Source organism: Candidatus Dormiibacterota bacterium (assembly GCA_035635555.1).
In the GTDB taxonomy this organism is placed as follows: domain Bacteria; phylum Acidobacteriota; class Polarisedimenticolia; order Gp22-AA2; family Gp22-AA2; genus Gp22-AA3.
Genome location: DASQAT010000029.1, coordinates 21931 through 42172 on the forward strand (window position 1 = coordinate 21931; position 20242 = coordinate 42172).

Below are 20242 nucleotides of genomic sequence, written 5' to 3' on the forward strand. Positions count from 1 at the left end.
ATCATGAAGGATTGATGCGTTCCGCGCGCCCGGGTGATCCGATGAACGGCTCTCTCAAGTACAGCGACATCGTGCTCGACCACTACAGAAACCCGCGCAACGTCGGCGAGGTTCGCGGAACGGCAGCCGTGGCCCAGGTCGGCGATCAGTCGACGGGGGATGTCCTCAAGATCAGCATGAGGATCGAGGACGGCAGGGTCGCGGACGCGCGATTCAAGGCGTTCGGCTGCACCGCGGCGATCGCGGCGGGCAGCATGGTGACCACGCTCCTTCTGGGCCGGAGCGTCGACGAGGCGCGCCGGCTCTCCAACCGGGACGTCGTCCGGGCGCTCGGCGGGCTGCCGGAATCGAAGATGGAATGCTCCGTCCTGGCGGAGCAGGCGATCCACGAGGCCCTGGACCGCCATCAGGAGACGATGGAGAGGGAGGTCGCGACGTGCCGGTCGTAGGCCGGCCCGTCCAGCGCCCGGGGCGTCCGGGTCTCCTGGAGAAGACCTACATCCCGTCGATCCTGAAGGGGATGTGGATCACCCTGCGACACATGATCCGCCCCAAGGTCACGATGCGCTACCCGGAGGAAACCTGGCGGCTGCCGGAGAATTACCGCGGCCTGCCGGCGCTGGTGCGGGACGAGGAGAGCCGCGTCAAGTGCGTGGCCTGCTTCCTGTGCGAGTACGTCTGCCCGCCCAAGGCGATCCACATCGAGGCCCAGGAGATCACGACGGGCGTCGAGAAGGGACCCAGGATCTTCGACATCAACATGCTGCGCTGCATCATGTGCGGCTACTGCGAGGAGGTCTGCCCGGAGCAGGCGATCTTCCTCACCAAGGAGTACAAGACGGTCGGGCTGAGCCGCGAGCAGATGATCTTCCCCAAGGACAAGCTCCTGGCCATGGGCGGAACGAGACCGGACCCGATCAAGAAGTGGGCGCGGCTGACGCGCGCGCAGGAGGAAGTGCGCGGGTCGGCGGGCGCCGGACAGGGCGCGCCACGATGATGGAGACGCCGGCGCCGCCGCGCGGCGATCACGCGCAGATGGAGGAAAGGCATGCCCTCGACCAGTGGGTGATGACCACGCGGCTGGCCGACTACGTAGCGTGGGGCCGCAAGAACTCCCTCTGGCCGATGCCGATGGGGCTCGCCTGCTGCGCCATCGAGCTGATGGCGATGGTGGCGCCGCGCTACGACGTCGCGCGCTTCGGGGCCGAGGCCCTGCGCTTCTCCCCGCGTCAGGCCGACCTGATGATCGTGGCGGGCACGGTCACGAAAAAGATGGCGCCCGCCGTGAAGCGAATCTTCGACCAGATGCCGGAGCCGAAGTGGGTCATCTCGATGGGCGCCTGCGCCTCATCCGGTGGCATGTTCCGTTCCTATCCGGTCGTGCAGGGGGTCGACGAGATCATCCCGGTGGACGTCTACATCCCCGGCTGCCCCCCCCGGCCGGAGGCCTTGATCGAAGGGATCATGCAGGTCCAGAGACTCGTGCAGGAGCGGGCGAGGGCGGGGCGCGGGACGGACCCACCCGGACGCCGGACCCCGGCCTCCGCGGGAACCTGAGCGATGCTTCTCCCCGACGTGAGCCTGCGCCTGGAGTCCGAGATCGCCGCCGAGATCGCGGCGCGCGGGCCGATCCCGTTCGCGCGCTTCATGGAGCTGTGCCTGTATCACCCGGTGCTCGGGTACTACACACGGGGCGTCGGAGGGGGGGGCGGTCGCGATTACGTCACGAGCAGCGGGATCCACGCCGCGTTCGGGGCGCTCCTGGCGCGGCAGGCCGAGGAGATGTGGCGTCGCGCCGGACGGCCCGAGCCCTGGCACTTCGTCGAGTTCGGGCCTGGCGAGGGATACTTCGCGTCCGATTTCCTGCGCGAGGCGGCCAGGAACGGGGCCTTCGCCGCCGCCTTGCGTTACCTCCTGGTCGAGCCGAGTCGGGCGCTCCAGGAGCGCCAGCGCTCGAGACTGAAGGGGCGCACCTCGATCCCGTTGTCCTGGGTGGACGAGCAGGGACTCGACGGCCGCGCCCCGCTCGTCGGCTGCCTCTTCGCCAACGAGGTCCTGGACGCCTTCCCGGTGCACCGGGTGGTGGGGTCCGCGGACGGGCCGCGCGAGATCCACGTCGTGGTGCGCGACGGCGGGCTGCACGAAACGCTTCTCCCGCTGTCGGCTCCGGCGCTCGAGCGTTTTCTCGCGGAGTCGGCTCTCACCCTGGAGCCGGGGCAGGAAGCCGACATCAACCTCGCCGCCCCCTGCTGGATCACCTGGGCGGTGAGTCTGATGAAGAAGGGGTATCTCGTGGTGGTGGATTACGGCCACGAGGCGCAGGACCTGTACGCTCCGCAGCGCCGGCGCGGCACTCTCCTGTCGTACCACCACCACCGCGTCAACGAGGAGTTCCTGCAGCGGCCGGGGGACCAGGACCTGACTGCGCACCTCGATTTCACCGCGCTCCGCCGCGCCGCGGAGGCCAGGGGTGCGCGGTGCCTCGGCCTGACCACACAGTCGCGCTTCCTCCTCGCCCTCGGGGCCCTGGACTTTCTGCCCGTGCCGGCGGCTGGCTCGCCGGAGACCGGGCGCGCGGGTGCCGACGCGGTCCGGTCGGTCCGGGAGAGGGAGGCGCTGAAGGAGCTGATCCTTCCCGGGAGGATGGGCGACACGTTCCGCGTCTTCGTCCTGGGCGTCGGGGACGTGCCCCGCGACCTCGCGGGTCTGTCGCGGCCATGGGCGCGCAGCGAGGAGACGGCCGCCACCGCGCCGTTGTCGCCGCCGCGCGGCGCATCCTCGGCGGACGAGCAGGAGAACTGACTTGAGCACCGGGATTGTCGAGCAGGCGAAGGTCCTCGACGCCCTCAAGGGCGTGAAGGATCCCGAGCTGCATGTGGACATCGTCTCGCTCGGGATGATCGAGGATCTCAGGATCGAGGGGGAGCGCGTGTCCTTGACGGTCAATCTCACGACCCCCGGCTGCCCCCTGAAGGCTCAGATCGAAAAAGAGGTCAAGGACGCGCTGGCGCACGTTCCCGGTGTCGGCGCGGTCCATCTGAAGATGGGCGCCAAGGTCCGCCGCAGCATCGAGACCGAAGGGGATCTGATCCCGGAGGTGGCGAACGTGGTCGCAATCGGCTCCGGGAAGGGGGGCGTCGGAAAGTCCACGGTCAGCGTCAACCTGGCCCTGGCATTCGCCCGCGCGGGGGCGTCTGTCGGGCTTCTGGACGCCGACATCTACGGACCGAACGACCCGCAGATGCTGGGGGTCAAGGCGCAGCCCGAAGTCCGGGACCGCAAGCTCGTCCCGGTCCCCGTGCACGGGATCAAGATGATGTCGATGGCCTTCTTCCTGAAGGAGGACGAGCCGGTCGTCTGGCGCGGCCCGATGCTCCACGGCGCGATGAAGCAGTTCCTGGGGGACGTCCTGTGGGGCAGGCTCGACTACCTGTTCATCGACCTCCCCCCGGGCACGGGCGACGTCCAGCTCACGTTGTCGCAGATCATCCCGTTGACCGGGGCGGTCCTGGTCACGACACCCCAGGACGTGGCGCTCCTGGACGTGCGCAAGGCCGCGGCGATGTTCAAGAAGGTGAACGTGCCGATTCTCGGCGTCATCGAGAACATGTCCTACTTCAACTGCCCGCACTGCGGCGAGCGGGTCGAGATCTTCAGCCACGGCGGAGGCCGCAGGGCCGCCGAGCAGTTCACGACCGAGTTCCTCGGCGAGATTCCCCTCGACGTGCGCGTGCGGCAGGGGGGGGACGAGGGGCGCCCGGTCGTCGTGCACGATCCGAAGTCCGGTCCCGCCCTGACATTCAGGGAAATCGCCGACAAGCTCGCGGCCATCATCAGCGTGCAGACCTTCAAGAAATACGAGCACGAGATCGTGATGAAGTCATGAGGACGGCCAGCGACCGGAGAGATCGGACCGGAGCCGTCCGCCGGGGCGCCGCGGGGCTGATCCTGTGGGCCGCGGTCCTCTCCGGGCCGGGAGCGGCGGCGGCCCCCCCCGCGGCGAAGAGCACCCCGCCCGCCGGCACGGGAAAGGGAAAGACCGCGGCGGCGACCTCCGGAACCGACGTGATGGCCCGCGTCAACGGCCACCCGATCCTCAGGCGCGATTTCGATCTCGCCGTGCAGCTGCAGTTCCGCGGTCGCCGCAATCCTGTCGGGTTGAAGGAGCTGCAGGCGCTCCGCGACCAGGTCCTCGAGGGACTGATCGACAACGAGCTTCTCTACCAGAAGGCGGCGAAGAGCGAGGCCCCCGTCTCCGACGGCGACGTCGAGGCTGAGTTCCAGAAGATTAAGGAAGGTTTCGCCACCGCCGATGCCTTCTCCGGCATCCTCAAGAGAAACGGCGTCGGCGAGGCCGACTTCAAGGACCAGCTCCGCCGCACCCTTCTCGTGACGCGCTTCGTGGATCGACAGGTGGTCGGTGAGATCAAAGTCCCGGAAGAGGACGTGCGCCGCTACTACGACCAGAACCCCGTCGAGGTGAACCGCAAGGAGGCGGTGCAGGTGACGCAGATCCTGGTGCGCGTCTCCCCCGACGCCGACGCGCGGGCCCGGGCCGCCGCACGGGAGAAGATCGAGGCGATCCTCAAGGAAGTCAAGTCGGGCGGAGACTTCGCCGACCTGGCGCGCAAGCACTCCGAAGACCACGAGGCCAGGAGCGCCGGCCACACCGGCTGGATCGTCCGGGGCAATGGACCGCCCGCGATCGAGAAGACCGCCTTCGCGCTGCAGCCGGGTCAGACCAGCGACGTGATCGAGTCGCGTCTCGGCCTTCACATCGTCAAGGTCCTTCAGAAGAGGGCCGAGGGCCCGATTCCTTACGATGAGCTGAAGGAGACGATCCGGGCCAAGCTGGTGGCGCGGGAGCGCGCCGGAAAGATCCGCGCGTACGTCGACGACCTCAAGGAGCAGGCGCGCGTGGAGCGCGGCTCCAGGACGACTCCCTGAAACGGATTCCCCTGCCGGATGATGGACGGCCGAGGGTCTGCCCGATGATGCAGTTCGCGTCCCTTCTGGGTGCGGCGCTGATCCTGGCGGCGTACGCGGCCCACCAGGCCGGCCGCATGCGGCCCGATTCCCTGGTCTATCACGCGCTGAACGCGCTCGGCGGCCTGGTCCTGTGCGTCGTGGCCGTCGACGCGTCCCAGGCCGGGTTCATCGTCCTGGAGGGGGCGTGGACCGCGATCAGCCTGGCCGCTCTCGTCCGGACCGCCCGTCGCGGCCCCTCCGGAGCCTGAGACCGCCTCGGGCTCCGGCCGCGAGGATGCCGGGGCGGGTGAGGCGCCGGGGGTCGAGCGCCCGCCGGATTGTGTCCTCGTCGAGGAGCCCCCGCCGACGGATCAGCTCGACGATCGTGCGGCCGGTTCGGACCGACTCCTTCGCGAGCTCCGCCGCACGCGCGTAGCCGATCATCGGTGTGAGGGCCGTGGCGAGCGACGGGCTTCTCTCGAAGTGGATGCGGCAGCGCCCGGCGTCGGCGCGCAGACCCGCCAGACACAGGCGGGTGAACGCGGCGACGGACGTCTCGAGGAGACCGATCGCCTCCAGCAGGGCGTGCGCCATCACGGGCATCATCACGTTCAGCTCGAGCTGTCCCGCTCCCGACGCCCAGGCAACCGTCTGATCGCACCCCAGGACCTGGAAGCAGACCATGTTGAGCATCTCGCACATCACCGGATTGACCTTCCCCGGCATGATCGACGACCCGGGTTGCACGGCGGGCAGCTCGATCTCCGCGATCCCCGTGGCCGGGCCCGACGCCAGGAGGCGCAGGTCGTTCGCGATCTTCCCGAGGTCGAGCGCGAGGTTGCGCAGCGCGGCGGACACGTGCGCGAAATCGGCGGTGCTCATCGCGATCTCCACCAGGTCCGTGGCCGGACGGAGCCGCAGGCCTGTCTGCCGGGACAGCTGCCGCGCCACGCGTCCGGCGTAGCGCGGGTGCGCGTTCAGCCCGGTCCCCGCGGCCGTCGCCCCCAGATTCAGGCGGCGCAGCGGCGCAGCCGACTCCTCGACCCGGGTCCGGGCGCGCCGCAGGATCGAGGCGTAGGCGCCGAACTCCTGACCGAGCATGATCGGCACGGCGTCCTGAAGATGCGTGCGCGCCGATTTGACGGTGCGCCCGAGCTTTCGTCCCAGGATCCGCAACGCGGTCTCGCATTCGAGAAGCGAACGCCGCAGGCCGGGGAGGGAGAAGAGGAGGGCGAGGCGCAGGGCGGAGGGGAAGGTGTCGTTCGTCGACTGCGACATGTTGACGTGATCGTTCGGATGGACCCGGGCGTAGTCCCCGCGCCGCCCGCCCAGGATCTCGATGGCGCGGTTGGCGATCACCTCGTTCAGGTTCATGTTCTGGGATGTGCCGGCCCCCGCCTGGTACACGTCCACCACGAACTGGTCGAGGTGGCGCCCGGCCACGATCTCCGCGGCGGCGCGCCTTATGGCGGCGGCGCGCCGTCCGTCGAGAAGACCGAGCGAGCGATTCACCGTGGCGGCGGCGAGCTTGACGTGGGCGTACGCGCGGATGAACACGGGCGGCAGTCGCCGGCCACTGATCGGAAAGTTCAGCATCGCGCGCCGCGTCTGAATGCCGTAGTAGACCCGGGCCGGCACGGGCAGGGACCCGAGCGGATCGCGCTCGATACGCATGGCCTCGCCGCGGCGCTTCGGTCCCATCGATCGACATGCTAGCAAAACGCCCGCTCCACGGACAATGCCGGCCGGTTCGCCGCGTGCGCTGTGATAGAATTCAGCCCACACACGGACCGCGACATCCGGGACCCGGGTGGACTGACGCCGGGGCCGGGCGAACGACAGGAGGCACCGCATGGAGATGGACGCGAGACCCCAGGTCGGCTCGAAGGCCCCCGACTTCACTCTCGTGGGCACCGGGGGCAAGAGGGTCGGCCTGAGGGATTTCGTCGGCAAGAAGAATCTCGTCCTCTATTTTTACCCCAAGGACGCGACACCCGGCTGCACCATGGAGGCGTGCGGTTTCCGCGACGCCTACCCGCACTTCGAGGAGAGCGACACGGTCATTCTCGGCGTCAGCCGTGATCCGCTCGCTGCGCACGAGACGTTCTCCTCCAAGCACCGGCTGCCGTTCCTCCTTCTGAGCGATCCCGGCGCCGAGGTCTGCACCGCCTACGGAGTCTTCGGCACCAAGAGCTTCCTCGGCCGCGAGTTCCTCGGGATCCACCGCACCACCTTCGTCATCGACAGCAGCGGCACGATTCGCGGGGTGTTCCCCAAGGTGAAGGTGCGCGAGCACGCGCAGGACGTGCTGCGCTTCATCAAGAGCGAGCTCGCCTGAGCCCGCCGTGCCGCACGTCGTCCTGGAAGGTCGCATCAGCGTGGACGACGCGGCCCGGGTGTTCGAGCCGTTCGTGACCCGTCACGGAGAACGGATCATCAAGGCCGAGCGGTTCTACCGCGAGAGGGACGCCCGCGCGGCTCTCATCGAGATGGTGGTGGTCGAGGCGGGCCACACCCAGAAGTTCTTCATCCAGCTGTCACCGCGCGACACCGGTCTGACCGTCCGCCTCGAGCCACTGACCGACCCCGAGAAGAGCCCGGCGGTCAAGAGCGCCATCGCCCAGGTGGCGCACCGGCTCCGTGCGGCGACGGGGGCGTCGTACGGCAGCACCAACATCGAGGAGCACCTGGTCCGCTGAGGGGAACGCCATGGCGATCAAGGCGCGCTGCGGCCGAGCGGAGGATCTCCCGCCCGGCTCCAGCAAGGTGGTGCAGGTCAAGGAGCACATGGTGGCGATCTTCAACGTGGACGGCCGCCTGCACGCGATCGACAACACCTGCCCGCACCAGGGAGGGCCGCTGGGGGAGGGATACCTCGAGGACAACGCCGTCATCTCGTGTCCCTGGCACGGCTGGACCTTCGACGTGCGCACCGGGGTGTCGCCCATCGATCCGGAGATGAAGGTCGCCTGCTACGCCGTCCGGATCGAATCGGGGGAGATCATCGTGGAGATCCCCTGACGGGACCCGGCGACCGAGCGTAGCAGGCGCGATTGATGGGCCGCCCCGCATCGAGATACTTCGCCTCGTAGCTCGTCCTGCCCGACGCGCCTTCCGGCGGGAACAGGGGGTCCTCGGCCTCGCGCAGGACCGCGCTGTTCCCCGCCATCACCCGGATCTCATCGAAGTACTCGCGCACGTCGGTGGACAGGTCGAGGTAGCCGCCGGGGACCAGGATGCGCTCGATGTGCAGGAGCGCCGCGGGCGAGAAGAAGCGGCGTTTGCGATGCCTCTTCTTCGGCCAGGGGTCGGGACAGTAGACGTGCACCCTTGTGATCGAGGCGTCGGGGACGAGCGCCTGCAGGACATGGCGCGCGTCGGCCCGGAACAGGCGCACGTTCCGCAGACCCTGGCGTTCCGCCCGATCCTTGGTCACGCGCAGGTACTTGAGCGACCACTCGACGCCGAGGAAGTTGACCTCCGGGCGCGCCGCGGCCTGCGCCAGCAGGAACCGTCCCTTGCCCGTGCCGATCTCGATCTCGACCGTCCCGGCGTTTCCGAACAGGGACGGGAAATCGAACGGACCGCTCACGCTCCCGGGGAGGATCTCCAGGGCGGGCGATTCAGATGACGCGGCGGTAATCATCGAGGCGGTAGGTCCACACGCGCTCGCCGCAGTAGCGCTTCCCCTCGGGGCAGATCGGGCGGGCCTTGGCCATCTGCCGCAGGCTGCAGGGCGGCAGCAGGTAGCGCCCGATGCGGGGATTCACCGAGCCTATCTGCTGGGCCTCGTCGACGGACGCGCGCCAGATCTCCTCCTGCGCGTTGTAGCACAGCCGCATGGCGAGCTTGTGGTGCAGGTCGAGCAGGTTGGCCGACTCCGTGAAGCGGAGGGCCAGGGCGTTGGGCAGGACGTAGGCGGCGAACTCGTCCTGCACGCCGAGCGCCCGCAGACGGGAGAAACCCTCCCAGCTCGACTCCATGACCTCGCGGTAGCGCGCGAGACAGGCCTCGTCCTCCCGCACCAGGAGCGGAGTGATGTAGTCGGGCTCGGGCGTCAGCTGCGTGTGCAGGATCGGCCGCGACGCCGGCGTCATCCTGTGCCGCTGGTTCTGCGAGTCGGCGGTGTGGCTCATCTTCTTGCGGAAGGTGTAGTGGCAATGGACCATGGCGCGGGAGAGCTTGCTGAGGCTCGTCAGGTTCAGAGCCTCGCCCAGGTATCGGTTCCGGGCCGGGTCCATCACCGCGGCGATCGCGTCGTCGTCCGTCAGGCGATCCCGCGTCAATCCCAGCACCTCGCGCACGGCCCGCGCCAGGGTCTCTTCGTTCTTCGCCGGGTAATCGGCCAGGACCGAAACGCGTCCTCCCAGGTCGCGATCGAACTCCCGCAGGAACTCCAGGCGCTGGGCGTCCCTCCGCGGTCCAGAGGCGCGCAGCGCCTCCCATTCGGCCGTCTCCTCCTCCGGGATCGGGCCTTCGAGGATGGCGGCGTATGCCGGCTCCCGCGCCAGGAGCTCCTCCACCATGCGCCCGACCACGAGGCGCTGCTCGAGCGGCGTGTCCGGCTCCCTGCAGATGCGGTGGTAGCGCAGGAGCGTCAGGCCGCTGACCGTGTGATAGAGGTAGGCGAAGGTGGCGACCGGCAGGACGTAGCGCGCCACCTCCTGCGCCTTCTTCTGCACCTCCTTGTCGTACTTCGCCCCATAGTGGCGTCGCGCGGGGTAGCGGCCGTAATAGGCGGAGGAGGCGGGGCCGAGGAGCAGGCGGCAGAGATCGTCGTAGGCCCGCTGCTGGCGGGCCACCGTCTCCTCGTACACCTCGAGCGCCTGGCGCTGCAGGGGCGGCACGGCGTAGTGCCCCGGCTTCACGGTGACATATCTCTGGCTGACCTGCTCGGAGTTGTAGAAGGGGTGGCTGTGCAGGAATGACCAGAGGAACTGGCGGCTGACGTTGTCGAGCGCGAACTGGAAGTGGGCGTGCTGCAGCGTCGTGTGGTGCCCCGCCTGGTAGAGATCGCGGGCGAGGGAGTCGCGTCGCCGCCTGCGCTCCTCCTTCTTTTCGGGAGGGGCCTGCGCGTCCCCCAGCACCTGCTCATCGCGCACGATGCCGCTTCCCGAGTAGCAGGTGCGCGCCGTCGCCACGACGTTGTCGAAGGCGCGGACGAAGGCGTTCGTGATGCGCACCTCAGGGGCGGGCGACAGGAAGCGGGGCCCTGCGTCCTCGGAGCTCGATGAGGTCTCGGGACGCGCCACGGTGAAGGTCATGCCGCGATTATACCGGCCCCCCGCCGGAGCGATCAACGCGGCCGGGGCCGGTACGCCCGCCGAGGGCCTTTTCCCCGTTGTCACGGGCACTTGTGGTTATAATTCCCGCCGTCCGGCGTGAACCCGTTTCCTGAGGCGCGCGCCCGCCGCCGCGGGGGGCGCTGCGCGAGGCGCGCGCGGGGGGAGGCACACGTGGCCGAATCGCAGATGAGTTTCGACGTCACCGTCATCGGCAGTGGTCCGGGCGGGTACGTCGCCGCCATCCGGGCGGCGCAGCTCGGGCTGAAGACGGCCCTGGTCGAGAAGTGGCCCGCTCTGGGCGGCACCTGCCTGCACATCGGCTGTATCCCGACCAAGGCGCTGCTCTACAGCGCCGAGGTGCTGGAGCTGGCCCGCGACTCCGCGCGCTTCGGGGTCAAGACCGGCGATGTCAAGCTCGACCTCGAGGCGGCGCACAAGCACAAGTCCGACGTCGTGCGGCGCCAGGCGCGCGGGGTCGAGTACCTCATGAAGAAGAACGGCATCACGGTGCTCGCGGGGCATGGGCGGCTGAAGGGGACAGGACAGGTGGAGGTCGCGGCCAAGGACGGCTCGAAGCAGGTCGTGGCGACCAAGAGTGTGATCCTCGCGACCGGGTCGGTGCCGAAGCTCCTGCCGGGTCTCAAGGTCGACAGCACGCGCGTCGTCACGAGCACGGAGGCGCTGGCCCTGGAGTTCGTCCCGAAGACATTCCTGATCCTCGGCGCGGGAGCCGTCGGCGTGGAGTTCGCCTCGATCTACACGCGCTTCGGCAGCACCGTGACGCTCGTGGAGATGCTCCCGAGGGTCCTGCCCCTGGAGGACGAGGATGCCTCGGCCGAGCTCCACAAGGCGTTCCGCAAGCGCGGCATCGACGTGCGCGTCTCCACGAAGGTCGAGAGCGTCAAGGTGCTCGACAAGGGAGTCGAGGTGCAGGTGCACTCCGAGAAGAACGGCAAGGAGACGCTCAAGGCCGACGTGCTGCTGGTCGCGGTCGGGCGCAGGCCCGTGACCGAGGACCTGGGCCTCGAGGGGACGAAGGTCGAGCTGGACCGCGGCTTCGTGAAGGTCGACAGGCAGATGCGCACCGGCGAGCCTTCGGTGTTCGCGATCGGCGATCTTCTGCCGACACCGGCCCTGGCCCACGTCGCCTCTCACGAGGGGATCGTGGCGGCGGAGGCGATCGCGGGCAAGAACCCCGCGCCGATCAACTACGACCAGGTGCCGAGCTGCACCTACTCCGAGCCGGAGGTCGCGAGCATCGGATTGACGGAACAGGCGGCCCGGGCCCGCGGTCACAAGGTGCGGGTGGGGAAATTCCCGTTCAGCGCCTCCGCCAAGGCGGGTATCCAGGGGACGCCGGAGGGTTTCGTCAAGCTGGTGGGGGCGGAAAAATACGACGAGCTGCTGGGCATCCACATCGTCGGCCCGAAGGCGACCGAGCTCATCGGGGAAGGAGGGCTGGCGCTCCGGCTCGAGTCCACGGTCGAGGATCTGTTCCAGGCCATCCACGCCCACCCGACGCTCTCCGAGGCGATGGCGGAGGCGGCGCTCAACCTGCATGCGCGGGGCATCAACCTCTGACCGGGACCGCGCGGAGCCGTGCCATGAGCACCGTCCTGAGAAGGAGCCGCAAGACGCCCGCCTCCCGTGGCGAGCGCGAGCCGCCCCCTCGCGGCCTGTTGCCGGATCCGCCGCGGCCGATGCAGAACCCGGGTCTGTCGCGCCAGCAGCTTCGCGAGATCCATCGCTTCCTCTGTCTCAACCGGCTGGTCGAGGACAGGCTGTCGGCCCTGTACCGCCAGGGGCAGATCCACGGTGGCCTTTACAGCAGCCTGGGACAGGAAGGGATTTCGGTCGGGACGGCGTACGCCCTGGCCCCGGACGATCTGCTGGCGCCGATGATCCGGAACATCGGATCGCTCCTGGTCCGCGGTGTCGCGCCGCTGACCCTGTTCCTGCAGTTTCTGGCGCGGGCGGACGCCCCGACGGGCGGCAAGGACGGCACGCTGCATTTCGACGACCTGGACAAGTCGATCGTCGGGCCGATCAGCGTCCTGGGGACGCTCATCCCGGTGATGACGGGCGCGGCCCTGGCGGCGCGCATGCGCGGCGAGAACCGCGTCGCACTGACCTACATCGGCGACGGCGGCACCTCGACCGGCGACTTTCACGAAGGGCTGAACCTGGCGGCCGTCCTGAACCTCCCCCTGATCCTGGTGGTCGAGAACAACGGCTACGCGTATTCGACACCGACGCACAGACAGTTCGCCGTGCACAGCCTGGCCGAGCGCGGGCCGGCCTACGGCGTCGCCTCCGAGAGCATCGACGGGACCGATGTCCTGGCGGTGTATGCCGCGACCCGCCGCGCGGTCGAGAGAGGCCGCAGGGGGGGCGGGCCGACGCTCCTGGAGTGCCGCGCCTTCAGGCGCCGCGGCCACGCCGAGCACGACGACATGCGATACGTGCCCAAGGCTCTCCTCCAGGCGTGGGAGAAGAGGGATCCGCTCGATCGCCTCGAGGGGTTCCTGCTGCACGAGGGGGAGGCGACGAAGAAGGAGCTCAGGGCGGCCCGGGAGGAGATCGGCCCTGCGCTCGACGAGGCCGCGCGCTCGGCGCTCGAACGCCCCTACCCGCCGCCCGAAGAAACGCTGCGGGGCGTCTATCACGGGACGGAGTAGAGACCGATGCTGGCCAGGGACAGGAAATCGTCGGCGCGCGGCCCCGGGGCCGTTGCGGCGCCCGCCCGGCCGGCGACCGGGGCGACCGGCGTCCCCGACGACGCGTCCCTCCTGAAGATGCTCTATTCCATGAAGCTGACGCGGGCGATCGAGACGCGCATCGAGCGCAAGCTGTACCGGCAGGGAAAGATTGTCGGCGGCGTGTACGTCGGGCGCGGACAGGAGGCGATCTCGGTCGGCGCGGCGATGCACATGCGGCGCGGCGGGGGCGAGGATCACGACGACATCGTCTCGCCGTCCCACCGGGACATGGCGGTGTTCCTGATGCAGGGGGTGCCGCCGGAGCGGATCCTGGCGCAGTACATGGGGCGCAGGACCGGGCTGACGCGCGGCCGCGACGGCAACATGCACATGGGGGACCTGCGCCACCGTCTGGTCGCCTTCGTGTCGCACCTCGGCGACAGCATTCCGGTGGCGGCCGGCTGTGCCCTGACCTTCAGGATGCGCGGCACCGACCAGGTGTCGTTCTGTTTCTTCGGCGAAGGCGCCACGAGCCGCGGCGACTGGCACGAGGGGCTGAACTTCGCGGCGGTCCTGAAGCTCCCGGTCGTGTTCATCTGCAACAACAACCAGTACGCCTACTCGACGCACGTGTCGCGCCAGATGAAGGTCGAGCGCGTGTCCGACCGGGCGCGCGGCTACGGCATGCCGGGGGAGTCGCAGGACGGCAACGACGTCCGCGTGGTCTACGAGGCCGTCGGCCGGGCGGTCGCGCGGGCCCGCCGCGGCGAGGGGCCGACGCTCCTGGAGTTCGTCACCTTCCGCATGACCGGCCATTCGGCGCACGACGATGCCGGCTACGTGCCCAAGGCCCTGTTCGAGGAATGGGAGCGGAAGGACCCCATCCGGCTTTTCGAGGACGACCTGAAGGGGCGCGGTCTCCTCGACGCGGGTGCGCTGCAGGCGATGGAGTCGCGCATCGAAGCGGAGCTGGACGAGGCGGTCGCCTGGGCCGAATCGCAGCCGTACCCCGACCCGGAGGAATGCCTGATCGGGGTCTATCATGAGCAGGCCTGACGCCGCGGGCGTCGGTGAGGACGGGAGGAGAGGACCGTGGCGCTGACGACCTACGTCGAGGCGATCAAGCAGGGGATCTGGGAGGAGATGGAGCGCGACGACCGCGTGTTCATCCTGGGCGAGGACGTGGGCGTGTACGGCGGCGCCTTCAAGGTCACCGAGGGGATGCTCGACAGGTTCGGGGAGATGCGTGTGATCGACACGCCGATCTCCGAGTCGGCGATCGTCGGGGCCGCGATCGGCGCGGCGCTCATGGGCATGCGTCCGATCGCCGAGATGCAGTTCATCGACTTCATCTCCTGCGCCTTCGACCAGATCACCAACTTCGCGGCCAAGAACCGTTACCGCTGGGGAGCGGGTGTGCCGATGGTCATCCGGGGTCCCAGCGGCGGCGGCGTGCACGGCGGTCCGTATCACTCGCAGAACCCCGAGATGTATTTCGTGCACACGCCGGGGCTCAAGGTCGTCGCGCCGGCGACCGCCTACGACGCCAAGGGGCTCATCAAGGCGGCGATCCGCGACGAGGATCCGGTCATCTACCTGGAGCACAAGTACCTGTACCGCCGGATCAAGGAGGAGATCCCCAAGGAGGACTACATCGTGCCGATCGGGCAGGCGGCGGTGCGGCGCGAGGGGCGGGACCTGACGATCCTCACCTACGGCGCCATGCTGTACCAGGCGCTGGAGGCGGCGGAGACCCTGGCGCGCGAGCCGGGGATCCAGACCGAGGTCGTCGACCTGCGCTCGCTCCTGCCTCTCGACAAGGACGCCATCCTGAACGCGGCCAGGAAGACCGGCAAGGTCCTCGTCGTCCACGAGGACACGCGCACAGGCGGGATCGCGGGGGAGATCGCCGCGATCATCAACGAAGAGGTGTTCGAGTACCTCGACGGTCCCGTGCTCCGGGTGACCGCGCCGGACACGCCGGTGCCTTACAGCCCGCCCCTGGAGGAATTCTTTCTTCCGAACAAAGAGAAGATTCTGAAGGCCGCGCGTCAGCTCGCGGCCTACTAAAGGAGCAGACCATGCGGGTCGACGTGATCATGCCTCAGATGGGGGAGAGCATCGCGGAGGGGACCCTCACGCGCTGGCTCAAGAAGCCGGGAGACAAGGTGGCGCGCGACGAGCCGATCTTCGAGATCTCGACGGACAAGGTGGACGCCGAGATCCCCTCGCCGGCGGCCGGCACGCTCGCCGAGATCAAGGTCCAGGAAGGACAGACCGTCCCGATCAACACCGTCGTGGCGCAGATCGAGACCGAGGCCGGCGCTGTCGCCGCCGCCGGGAAGCCGGCGCCGCCGGCGCAGGCCGCGGCCCCCCCGGCGCCCGCGCGGCAGAGCGCGTCCGCGCCGCCCGGCGACGGCCAGGAGCGCTCGGCGAGGCCCGCGCCCGCCCCGCCCCCGCCGGCGCAGGTCGCGCCGCCCGCGGGCGCTCGGGACGTCCCCAAGGCCGCGTCTCTCATCGCCTCGGGCGCCTCGGTCGAGGACCTGCGCCGGGTGCGCTCCTCCCCCGTCGTGCGCAAGATCGCCCAGGAGCACGACATCGACATCTCCCGGATCCCGGGGACGGGCGCGAGCCGCCGGGTGACGAAGAACGACATCCTGAAGGCGATCGAAGGGGGCGGACCGGGGGCCGGAGCGACCGGCGCGGCCGCGGGCGTGTCGCGCGCTGCGGCGCCGGTGTTCGCTCCCGGCGAGCGGGTCACCGTCGTCCCCATGAGCGCGATGCGCAAGAAGATCGCCGAGCACATGGTGATGAGCCGCCGCACCTCGGCGCACGTGACCACCGTGTTCGAGGTCGACATGAGCCGCGTCATGAAGCTGCGCGCCGAGCACCAGCAGGCGTTCCAGGGGCGTCACGGGGTGAAGCTGACACCGACGCCGTTCATGGTGAAGGCCGCGGTCGAGGCGCTCAAGGCCTTCCCCGATCTGAACGCCTCGATCGACGGCGACGCCATCGCCTACAAGAAGGACATCAACATCGGCATCGCCGTGGCCCTCGACTGGGGATTGATCGTGCCGGTCGTGAAGCACGCCGACGATCTCAGCCTGTCCGGGATCGCCAAGACGGTGACCGACCTGGCCGAACGGGCCCGGGGCAAGCGACTGACGCCGGACGAGGTGCAGGGCGGGACGTTCACCATCACCAATCCGGGAAGCTTCGGCAGCCTGTTCGGCACGCCCATCATCAACCAGCCGCAGGTGGCGATCCTGGGGGTCGGCGCCATCCAGAAGAGGGTCGTCGTGGTGGACGACGCCATCGCCATCCGGCCCATGGTCTACCTCGCGCTGTCGTTCGACCATAGGCTCATCGACGGAGCCGTGGCCGACCAGTTCGTGGCGCACATCAAGACCATCCTGCAGGATGGGAAGTTTACCGAGATCGTCTGATGCGTCGCTGCCACCACGAGTTCCTCGGGCGCGTCGATTACGCCGAAGCGTCGGCGATCCAGGACGAGCACGCCCGCCTCGTGAAGGGGGGCGGGGAGGAGCACCTCCTCCTCCTCGAGCACCCGCCGGTGATCACGCTGGGCCGGAATGCCCGCGGCGAGGACGTCCTGTCTGGCGAGGCGGCGCTCCGGGAGCGGGGTGTGTCGATCGCCCACACGAATCGGGGCGGTCAGGTCACCTATCACGGGCCCGGCCAGCTGGTCGGGTATCCGATTCTGGACCTGAGCCCGGACCGGCGTGACGTGGCGCGCTACCTCCGGGACCTGGAGGAGGTCCTGATCCGGACACTCGCCCGCTACGGCCTGCGCGCGTCGCGGATCGCCGGTCTGACTGGGGTGTGGGCCGGTGACAGGAAGATCGCCAGCATCGGGGTGCACCTGTCGCGCTGGGTCACGACGCATGGTTTCGCGCTCAACGTCAGCACCGACCTCGAGCCGTACTCCTGGATCGTCCCGTGCGGCCTGAGCGCCGGTGCCATCACCTCCATGGAGCGCGTCATCCATCGGACCGTGTCCCTCGAGGAGGTGGCGGCGGCGCTGGTCGGCGAATTCGCGGTCGTCTTCGGGAGAGAGATGGTGCCGCGTGACCGGGAACGGGTGGCGGGCCGCCGTCCGGCCGCGGGCGAAGGACGGCGGTCGATACAGGAGGCCTCGTGATGTCCGACGGCGCGGCCGCCCGGCAGTCGGGACCGAAGCCGCCCTGGCTCAAGGTGCGTCTCGATACCGGGCCCGGCTATCGCATGGTGCGCGGCATGGTGGAAGGGCTGCAGCTGCACACCGTCTGCCAGGAGGCCCGCTGCCCCAACATCTACGAGTGCTGGGGGGATCGCACGGCCACGTTCATGGTCCTGGGAGACGTCTGCACGCGACGCTGCGGCTTCTGCGCCGTGGCCACCGGCCGCCCGCGGCTCGTCGACCCGGCCGAGCCGGAGCACGTGGCCGAGGCGGTGGCGCACCTGTCGCTCCGGCATGCGGTGATCACCATGGTCGACCGCGACGATCTGCCGGACGGCGGCGCCGCCCACCTGGCCGCCGTGATCCGCGCGGTGCGATACCGCAACCCGGACTGCGAGGTGGAGATCCTCACCTCCGACTTCCGGGACGTGGCGTCTCCGCTCGACGCGATCCTGCAGGAGGGTCCGGTCACGTTCAGCCACAACATCGAGACCGTGCCGCGGCTCTACCCCGTGGTCAGGAGCGGCTCGAAATTCGAGCGCTCCCTCGACCTTCTGCGCGGCGCAGTCGCCTGGCGCGGAGAGGCCGCGCGCCCGCTGGTGAAGACGGGGCTGATGGCGGGACTCGGCGAGAGCCGCGATGAGCTCCTGGACACCTTCGCGCGCCTGGCGGAATCGGGCGTGGAGATCCTGACGATCGGCCAGTATCTCCGGCCCACGCTGCAGCACCTGCCCGTGGTCCGTTACTACCATCCCGATGAATTCGCGGCCCTGCGCGCGCAGGCGATGTCCCTGGGGTTCCGGCACGTGGAGGCGGGACCGCTCGTGCGCAGCTCGTATCACGCCAGGCGTCACACCGAATCGGCCGTCTCGAGCCCCACGGCGCGCTCCGCCGATCCCGGACTTGACTCTCCCGCGCCCCGACCGTAATATAGGACCGTTACGGTCGCATTTAGAGCAGAAAAACCGGAGGCCCGGGATGATCCGCCTGTCCAAGAGGACCGACTACGGCTTCCTGGCGATCCAACTCCTGATGTCGGTGCCGAGCGGGGAGTACCGGAGCGCGCGCGAAATCGCGGCGCGGCACAACATACCTCCGGCCCTGATGGCCAAGCTCCTCCAGCGTCTGGCCCGCAAGGGTCTGGTCGCCTCGCACCACGGCATCAAGGGGGGCTACCAGATCGCCCGGCCGGCCTCCGAAATCAATCTGATGCAGATCATCGAGGCCCTCGAGGGACCCGTGAAGACCTCCGACTGCCGGCATGCTACGCCTGATGAATGCCGCAGGTCCGGGTCGTGCGACGGCTGCCGTCCGGGGCGGGCGGTGCAGAAAAAGATCGCGGAGATCCTGGAGCGCACGACGCTCAGGGACCTGGCGCTGCTGCAGGAGGTGCCGGAGTGAAGGGGGTCCCGGTCTACATGGACAACCACGCGACCACGCGGGTCGATCCGCGCGTGGTCGAGGCGATGCTGCCGTACTTCGACAGCGACTACGGCAACGCCGCGTCGCGCACGCACGTCTTCGGCTGGCGGGCGGAGGAGGCGGTCACGCGGGCGCGCATCCAGGTGGCCCGGCTGATCGGCGCCGATCCCAAGGAGATCGTCTTCACCTCCGGCGCCACGGAATCGAACAACCTGGCGATCCTCGGCGCGTTCGAGGCCTGCCGGTCGAAGGGGGACCACCTGGTGACCGGGGCCACCGAGCACGCCGCAGTCCTCGACCCGGTCGAGGCGCTGCGGGCGCGCGGCGCGCGCGTGACCGTCCTGCCGGTGGACCCCCAGGGGCGCGTCGATCCCGGCGACGTGCGCCGGGCGATCACCGACCGCACCGTTCTCGTCTCGCTCATGCTCGCGAACAACGAGGTCGGCACGCTGCATCCGGCGGCCGAGATCGGCCGCATCTGCAAGGACAGGGGCGTGCTGTTCCACAGCGACGCGGCGCAGGCGATCGGCAAGGTCCCGGTGGACGTGCGGGCTCTGGGGGTCGACCTCCTGTCGATGTCGGCCCACAAGGTCTACGGGCCGAAGGGGACCGGGGCTCTGTACGTGAGGCGCCGGGACCCGCGTGTGGTGCTCGACCCGATCCTGCACGGAGGGGGTCACGAGCGCGGCCTGCGCTCCGGCACGCTGAACGTGCCGGGCATCGTCGGCATGGGTCAAGCACTCGAGATCGCCGCGTCCGAGATGCCCGGGGAGTCGGTGCGTCTGCGCGCCCTGCGCGACCGCCTGCACGGCCGCATCACGGAACGGATCGACGACGTGCGGCTCAACGGCCACCCCGTCGAGAGACTGCCGCACAACCTCAATCTCAGCTTCGCGTACGTGGAGGGGGAGGCGCTCCTGATGGCGCTCGACGATGTCGCCGTGTCGTCCGGATCCGCCTGCACCTCGGCGAAGAAGGAGCCGTCGCACGTCCTGCGCGCCATGGGGCTCAGCGACGCGGAGGCGGTCACATCGATCCGCTTCGGTCTGGGCCGCTTCAACACACGGGACGAGGTCGACGAGGTCGTCGATCGCGTCGACGCGGCGGTCAAGAGGCTGCGGGCCATCTCCCCGTTGTACGCGGCGGCGCGCGGCGGGGCCGGGATATCAGCGCGATGAACGACTACCAGGAGGAACGATGATTCACGTCACGGACAAGGCGGCCGAACAGATCAAGACCATTCTGCACAAGGAAAGTCTGGAGGGCCACGGCCTCAGGGTCGCGGTCGTCGGAGGCGGCTGCTCCGGCATGTCGTACAAGCTGGCCTTCGAGAAGGAGCCCGTCGAGGGCGACAAGGTCTACGAGGAGAACGGCGTGCGCATCTTCGTCGACACCAAGAGCTATCTCGTCCTGAACGGGACGACGCTCGATTTCTCGGACGGCTTGAACGGCACCGGGTTCAGCTTCACCAACCCGAACGCCAAATCGACGTGTGGTTGCGGCACGTCGTTCTCCGCCTGAGATCGTTCCGGGTCCCGCCCGCCTCCTTCCCGATCCGGCCGACCTGACGGCGCGCGCCGGCGCGCGCGCTCCGCGAGATGGAACGCGCTGGAAACGGCCCGCGATATTGCGCGGCGCGGATCGCGCGTGCTATCATCGGTTGCAGTTCCACGAAGTTCGCTCGCGAT

General features: G+C 69.2%; 23 protein-coding genes. 20 read left to right on the forward strand and 3 right to left on the reverse strand.

Translation table 11 applies throughout. The features are described 5' to 3' along the window. Window positions 1-14 precede the first annotated feature (14 nt). Genes VEW47_07845 through VEW47_07875 form a run of 7 tightly spaced genes read left to right on the forward strand, consistent with a single transcriptional unit; the run spans window position 15 to window position 5237 of the window. Window positions 15-449: an iron-sulfur cluster assembly scaffold protein gene (locus VEW47_07845; GenBank protein HYS05090.1), complete on the forward strand. Its 435-nt coding sequence runs from the start codon at window positions 15-17 to the stop codon at window positions 447-449. Next, entirely contained in the window at window positions 437-997 is a 561-nt protein-coding gene (locus tag VEW47_07850; GenBank protein HYS05091.1) for an NADH-quinone oxidoreductase subunit I, read from the forward strand. The genes VEW47_07845 and VEW47_07850 overlap by 13 nt, the downstream gene beginning before the upstream one ends. Window positions 998-1035: 38 nt before the next feature. Further along, complete coding sequence (locus VEW47_07855) at window positions 1036-1557, forward strand: NADH-quinone oxidoreductase subunit B family protein (GenBank protein ID HYS05092.1); 522 nt, start codon at window positions 1036-1038, stop codon at window positions 1555-1557. Between the two features lie 3 nt (window positions 1558-1560). Then, window positions 1561-2802 carry an SAM-dependent methyltransferase gene (locus VEW47_07860; GenBank protein ID HYS05093.1) on the forward strand — a complete coding sequence of 414 codons (1242 nt, stop codon included), beginning with the start codon at window positions 1561-1563 and terminating at the stop codon, window positions 2800-2802. Window position 2803: 1 nt separating this feature from the next. After that, window positions 2804-3886 (forward strand): Mrp/NBP35 family ATP-binding protein, encoded by a 1083-nt coding sequence (locus VEW47_07865; GenBank protein HYS05094.1) that lies wholly within the window; start codon window positions 2804-2806, stop codon window positions 3884-3886. Further along, entirely contained in the window at window positions 3883-4947 is a 1065-nt protein-coding gene (locus tag VEW47_07870) for a peptidylprolyl isomerase (protein HYS05095.1), read from the forward strand. The genes VEW47_07865 and VEW47_07870 overlap by 4 nt, the downstream gene beginning before the upstream one ends. A gap of 44 nt (window positions 4948-4991) precedes the next feature. Continuing rightward, window positions 4992-5237 (forward strand): hypothetical protein, encoded by a 246-nt coding sequence (locus VEW47_07875; GenBank protein HYS05096.1) that lies wholly within the window; start codon window positions 4992-4994, stop codon window positions 5235-5237. Here the strand turns inward: VEW47_07875 and VEW47_07880 are convergent. Continuing rightward, complete coding sequence (locus VEW47_07880) at window positions 5185-6669, reverse strand: aspartate ammonia-lyase (protein HYS05097.1); 1485 nt, start codon at window positions 6667-6669, stop codon at window positions 5185-5187. The genes VEW47_07875 and VEW47_07880 overlap by 53 nt on opposite strands. A gap of 151 nt (window positions 6670-6820) precedes the next feature. Between VEW47_07880 and bcp the strand changes: the two genes are divergently transcribed. The 3 genes from bcp to VEW47_07895 are packed head-to-tail and all read left to right on the forward strand — an operon-like array spanning window position 6821 to window position 7989. Then, window positions 6821-7306, forward strand: coding sequence for a thioredoxin-dependent thiol peroxidase (gene bcp, locus VEW47_07885; GenBank protein ID HYS05098.1), 486 nt, complete (start codon window positions 6821-6823; stop codon window positions 7304-7306). Between the two features lie 7 nt (window positions 7307-7313). Continuing rightward, the gene (locus VEW47_07890; protein ID HYS05099.1) at window positions 7314-7667 is read left to right on the forward strand and encodes a hypothetical protein; all 354 of its coding nucleotides are present in this window, start codon (window positions 7314-7316) and stop codon (window positions 7665-7667) included. A 10-nt stretch (window positions 7668-7677) separates the two neighbouring features. Further along, complete coding sequence (locus VEW47_07895; GenBank protein ID HYS05100.1) at window positions 7678-7989, forward strand: Rieske (2Fe-2S) protein; 312 nt, start codon at window positions 7678-7680, stop codon at window positions 7987-7989. Here the strand turns inward: VEW47_07895 and trmB are convergent. Together trmB and VEW47_07905 are read right to left on the reverse strand one after the other, a co-directional pair. Next, complete coding sequence (trmB, locus tag VEW47_07900) at window positions 7970-8560, reverse strand: tRNA (guanosine(46)-N7)-methyltransferase TrmB (GenBank protein HYS05101.1); 591 nt, start codon at window positions 8558-8560, stop codon at window positions 7970-7972. The genes VEW47_07895 and trmB overlap by 20 nt on opposite strands. A gap of 31 nt (window positions 8561-8591) precedes the next feature. Beyond that, window positions 8592-10232, reverse strand: a complete 1641-nt coding sequence (locus VEW47_07905; GenBank protein HYS05102.1) for an FAD-dependent thymidylate synthase — start codon at window positions 10230-10232, stop codon at window positions 8592-8594. Window positions 10233-10424: 192 nt separating this feature from the next. Here VEW47_07905 and lpdA point away from each other — a divergent pair, with 192 nt between their 5' ends. Genes lpdA through VEW47_07955 form a run of 10 tightly spaced genes read left to right on the forward strand, consistent with a single transcriptional unit; the run spans window position 10425 to window position 20075 of the window. Beyond that, window positions 10425-11834 (forward strand): dihydrolipoyl dehydrogenase, encoded by a 1410-nt coding sequence (gene lpdA, locus VEW47_07910; protein ID HYS05103.1) that lies wholly within the window; start codon window positions 10425-10427, stop codon window positions 11832-11834. A 23-nt stretch (window positions 11835-11857) separates the two neighbouring features. Then, entirely contained in the window at window positions 11858-12931 is a 1074-nt protein-coding gene (locus VEW47_07915) for a thiamine pyrophosphate-dependent dehydrogenase E1 component subunit alpha (protein HYS05104.1), read from the forward strand. A 6-nt stretch (window positions 12932-12937) separates the two neighbouring features. Beyond that, complete coding sequence (locus VEW47_07920; GenBank protein ID HYS05105.1) at window positions 12938-14008, forward strand: thiamine pyrophosphate-dependent dehydrogenase E1 component subunit alpha; 1071 nt, start codon at window positions 12938-12940, stop codon at window positions 14006-14008. Between the two features lie 36 nt (window positions 14009-14044). Beyond that, the gene (locus VEW47_07925; protein HYS05106.1) at window positions 14045-15022 is read left to right on the forward strand and encodes an alpha-ketoacid dehydrogenase subunit beta; all 978 of its coding nucleotides are present in this window, start codon (window positions 14045-14047) and stop codon (window positions 15020-15022) included. Between the two features lie 11 nt (window positions 15023-15033). Then, on the forward strand, window positions 15034-16398 hold the full coding sequence (gene sucB / locus VEW47_07930; GenBank protein HYS05107.1) for a dihydrolipoyllysine-residue succinyltransferase: 1365 nt from the start codon (window positions 15034-15036) through the stop codon (window positions 16396-16398). Next, window positions 16398-17114 carry a lipoyl(octanoyl) transferase LipB gene (lipB, locus tag VEW47_07935; protein ID HYS05108.1) on the forward strand — a complete coding sequence of 239 codons (717 nt, stop codon included), beginning with the start codon at window positions 16398-16400 and terminating at the stop codon, window positions 17112-17114. Before sucB ends, lipB begins: the two co-directional genes overlap by 1 nt. Then, complete coding sequence (lipA, locus tag VEW47_07940; protein HYS05109.1) at window positions 17114-18061, forward strand: lipoyl synthase; 948 nt, start codon at window positions 17114-17116, stop codon at window positions 18059-18061. Before lipB ends, lipA begins: the two co-directional genes overlap by 1 nt. Before the next feature lie 49 nt (window positions 18062-18110). Next, the gene (locus VEW47_07945) at window positions 18111-18533 is read left to right on the forward strand and encodes an Rrf2 family transcriptional regulator (GenBank protein HYS05110.1); all 423 of its coding nucleotides are present in this window, start codon (window positions 18111-18113) and stop codon (window positions 18531-18533) included. Further along, on the forward strand, window positions 18530-19732 hold the full coding sequence (locus VEW47_07950) for an IscS subfamily cysteine desulfurase (GenBank protein HYS05111.1): 1203 nt from the start codon (window positions 18530-18532) through the stop codon (window positions 19730-19732). The genes VEW47_07945 and VEW47_07950 overlap by 4 nt, the downstream gene beginning before the upstream one ends. Window positions 19733-19751: 19 nt before the next feature. Beyond that, window positions 19752-20075: an iron-sulfur cluster assembly accessory protein gene (locus tag VEW47_07955; protein HYS05112.1), complete on the forward strand. Its 324-nt coding sequence runs from the start codon at window positions 19752-19754 to the stop codon at window positions 20073-20075. Window positions 20076-20242: the final 167 nt, after the last annotated feature.

Coding starts and splice junctions, on each gene's coding strand:
- VEW47_07845 (HYS05090.1), top strand. CDS start 15: ATGCGTTCCGCGCGCCCGGGTGATCCGATGAACGGCTCTCTCAAGTAC.
- VEW47_07855 (HYS05092.1), top strand. CDS start 1,036: ATGGAGGAAAGGCATGCCCTCGACCAGTGGGTGATGACCACGCGGCTG.
- VEW47_07860 (HYS05093.1), top strand. CDS start 1,561: ATGCTTCTCCCCGACGTGAGCCTGCGCCTGGAGTCCGAGATCGCCGCC.
- VEW47_07870 (HYS05095.1), top strand. CDS start 3,883: ATGAGGACGGCCAGCGACCGGAGAGATCGGACCGGAGCCGTCCGCCGG.
- VEW47_07875 (HYS05096.1), top strand. CDS start 4,992: ATGATGCAGTTCGCGTCCCTTCTGGGTGCGGCGCTGATCCTGGCGGCG.
- VEW47_07880 (HYS05097.1), bottom strand. CDS start 6,669: ATGGGACCGAAGCGCCGCGGCGAGGCCATGCGTATCGAGCGCGATCCG.
- bcp (HYS05098.1), top strand. CDS start 6,821: ATGGAGATGGACGCGAGACCCCAGGTCGGCTCGAAGGCCCCCGACTTC.
- VEW47_07895 (HYS05100.1), top strand. CDS start 7,678: ATGGCGATCAAGGCGCGCTGCGGCCGAGCGGAGGATCTCCCGCCCGGC.
- VEW47_07905 (HYS05102.1), bottom strand. CDS start 10,232: ATGACCTTCACCGTGGCGCGTCCCGAGACCTCATCGAGCTCCGAGGAC.
- VEW47_07915 (HYS05104.1), top strand. CDS start 11,858: ATGAGCACCGTCCTGAGAAGGAGCCGCAAGACGCCCGCCTCCCGTGGC.
- VEW47_07920 (HYS05105.1), top strand. CDS start 12,938: ATGCTGGCCAGGGACAGGAAATCGTCGGCGCGCGGCCCCGGGGCCGTT.
- sucB (HYS05107.1), top strand. CDS start 15,034: ATGCGGGTCGACGTGATCATGCCTCAGATGGGGGAGAGCATCGCGGAG.
- lipB (HYS05108.1), top strand. CDS start 16,398: ATGCGTCGCTGCCACCACGAGTTCCTCGGGCGCGTCGATTACGCCGAA.
- lipA (HYS05109.1), top strand. CDS start 17,114: ATGTCCGACGGCGCGGCCGCCCGGCAGTCGGGACCGAAGCCGCCCTGG.
- VEW47_07945 (HYS05110.1), top strand. CDS start 18,111: ATGATCCGCCTGTCCAAGAGGACCGACTACGGCTTCCTGGCGATCCAA.
- VEW47_07955 (HYS05112.1), top strand. CDS start 19,752: ATGATTCACGTCACGGACAAGGCGGCCGAACAGATCAAGACCATTCTG.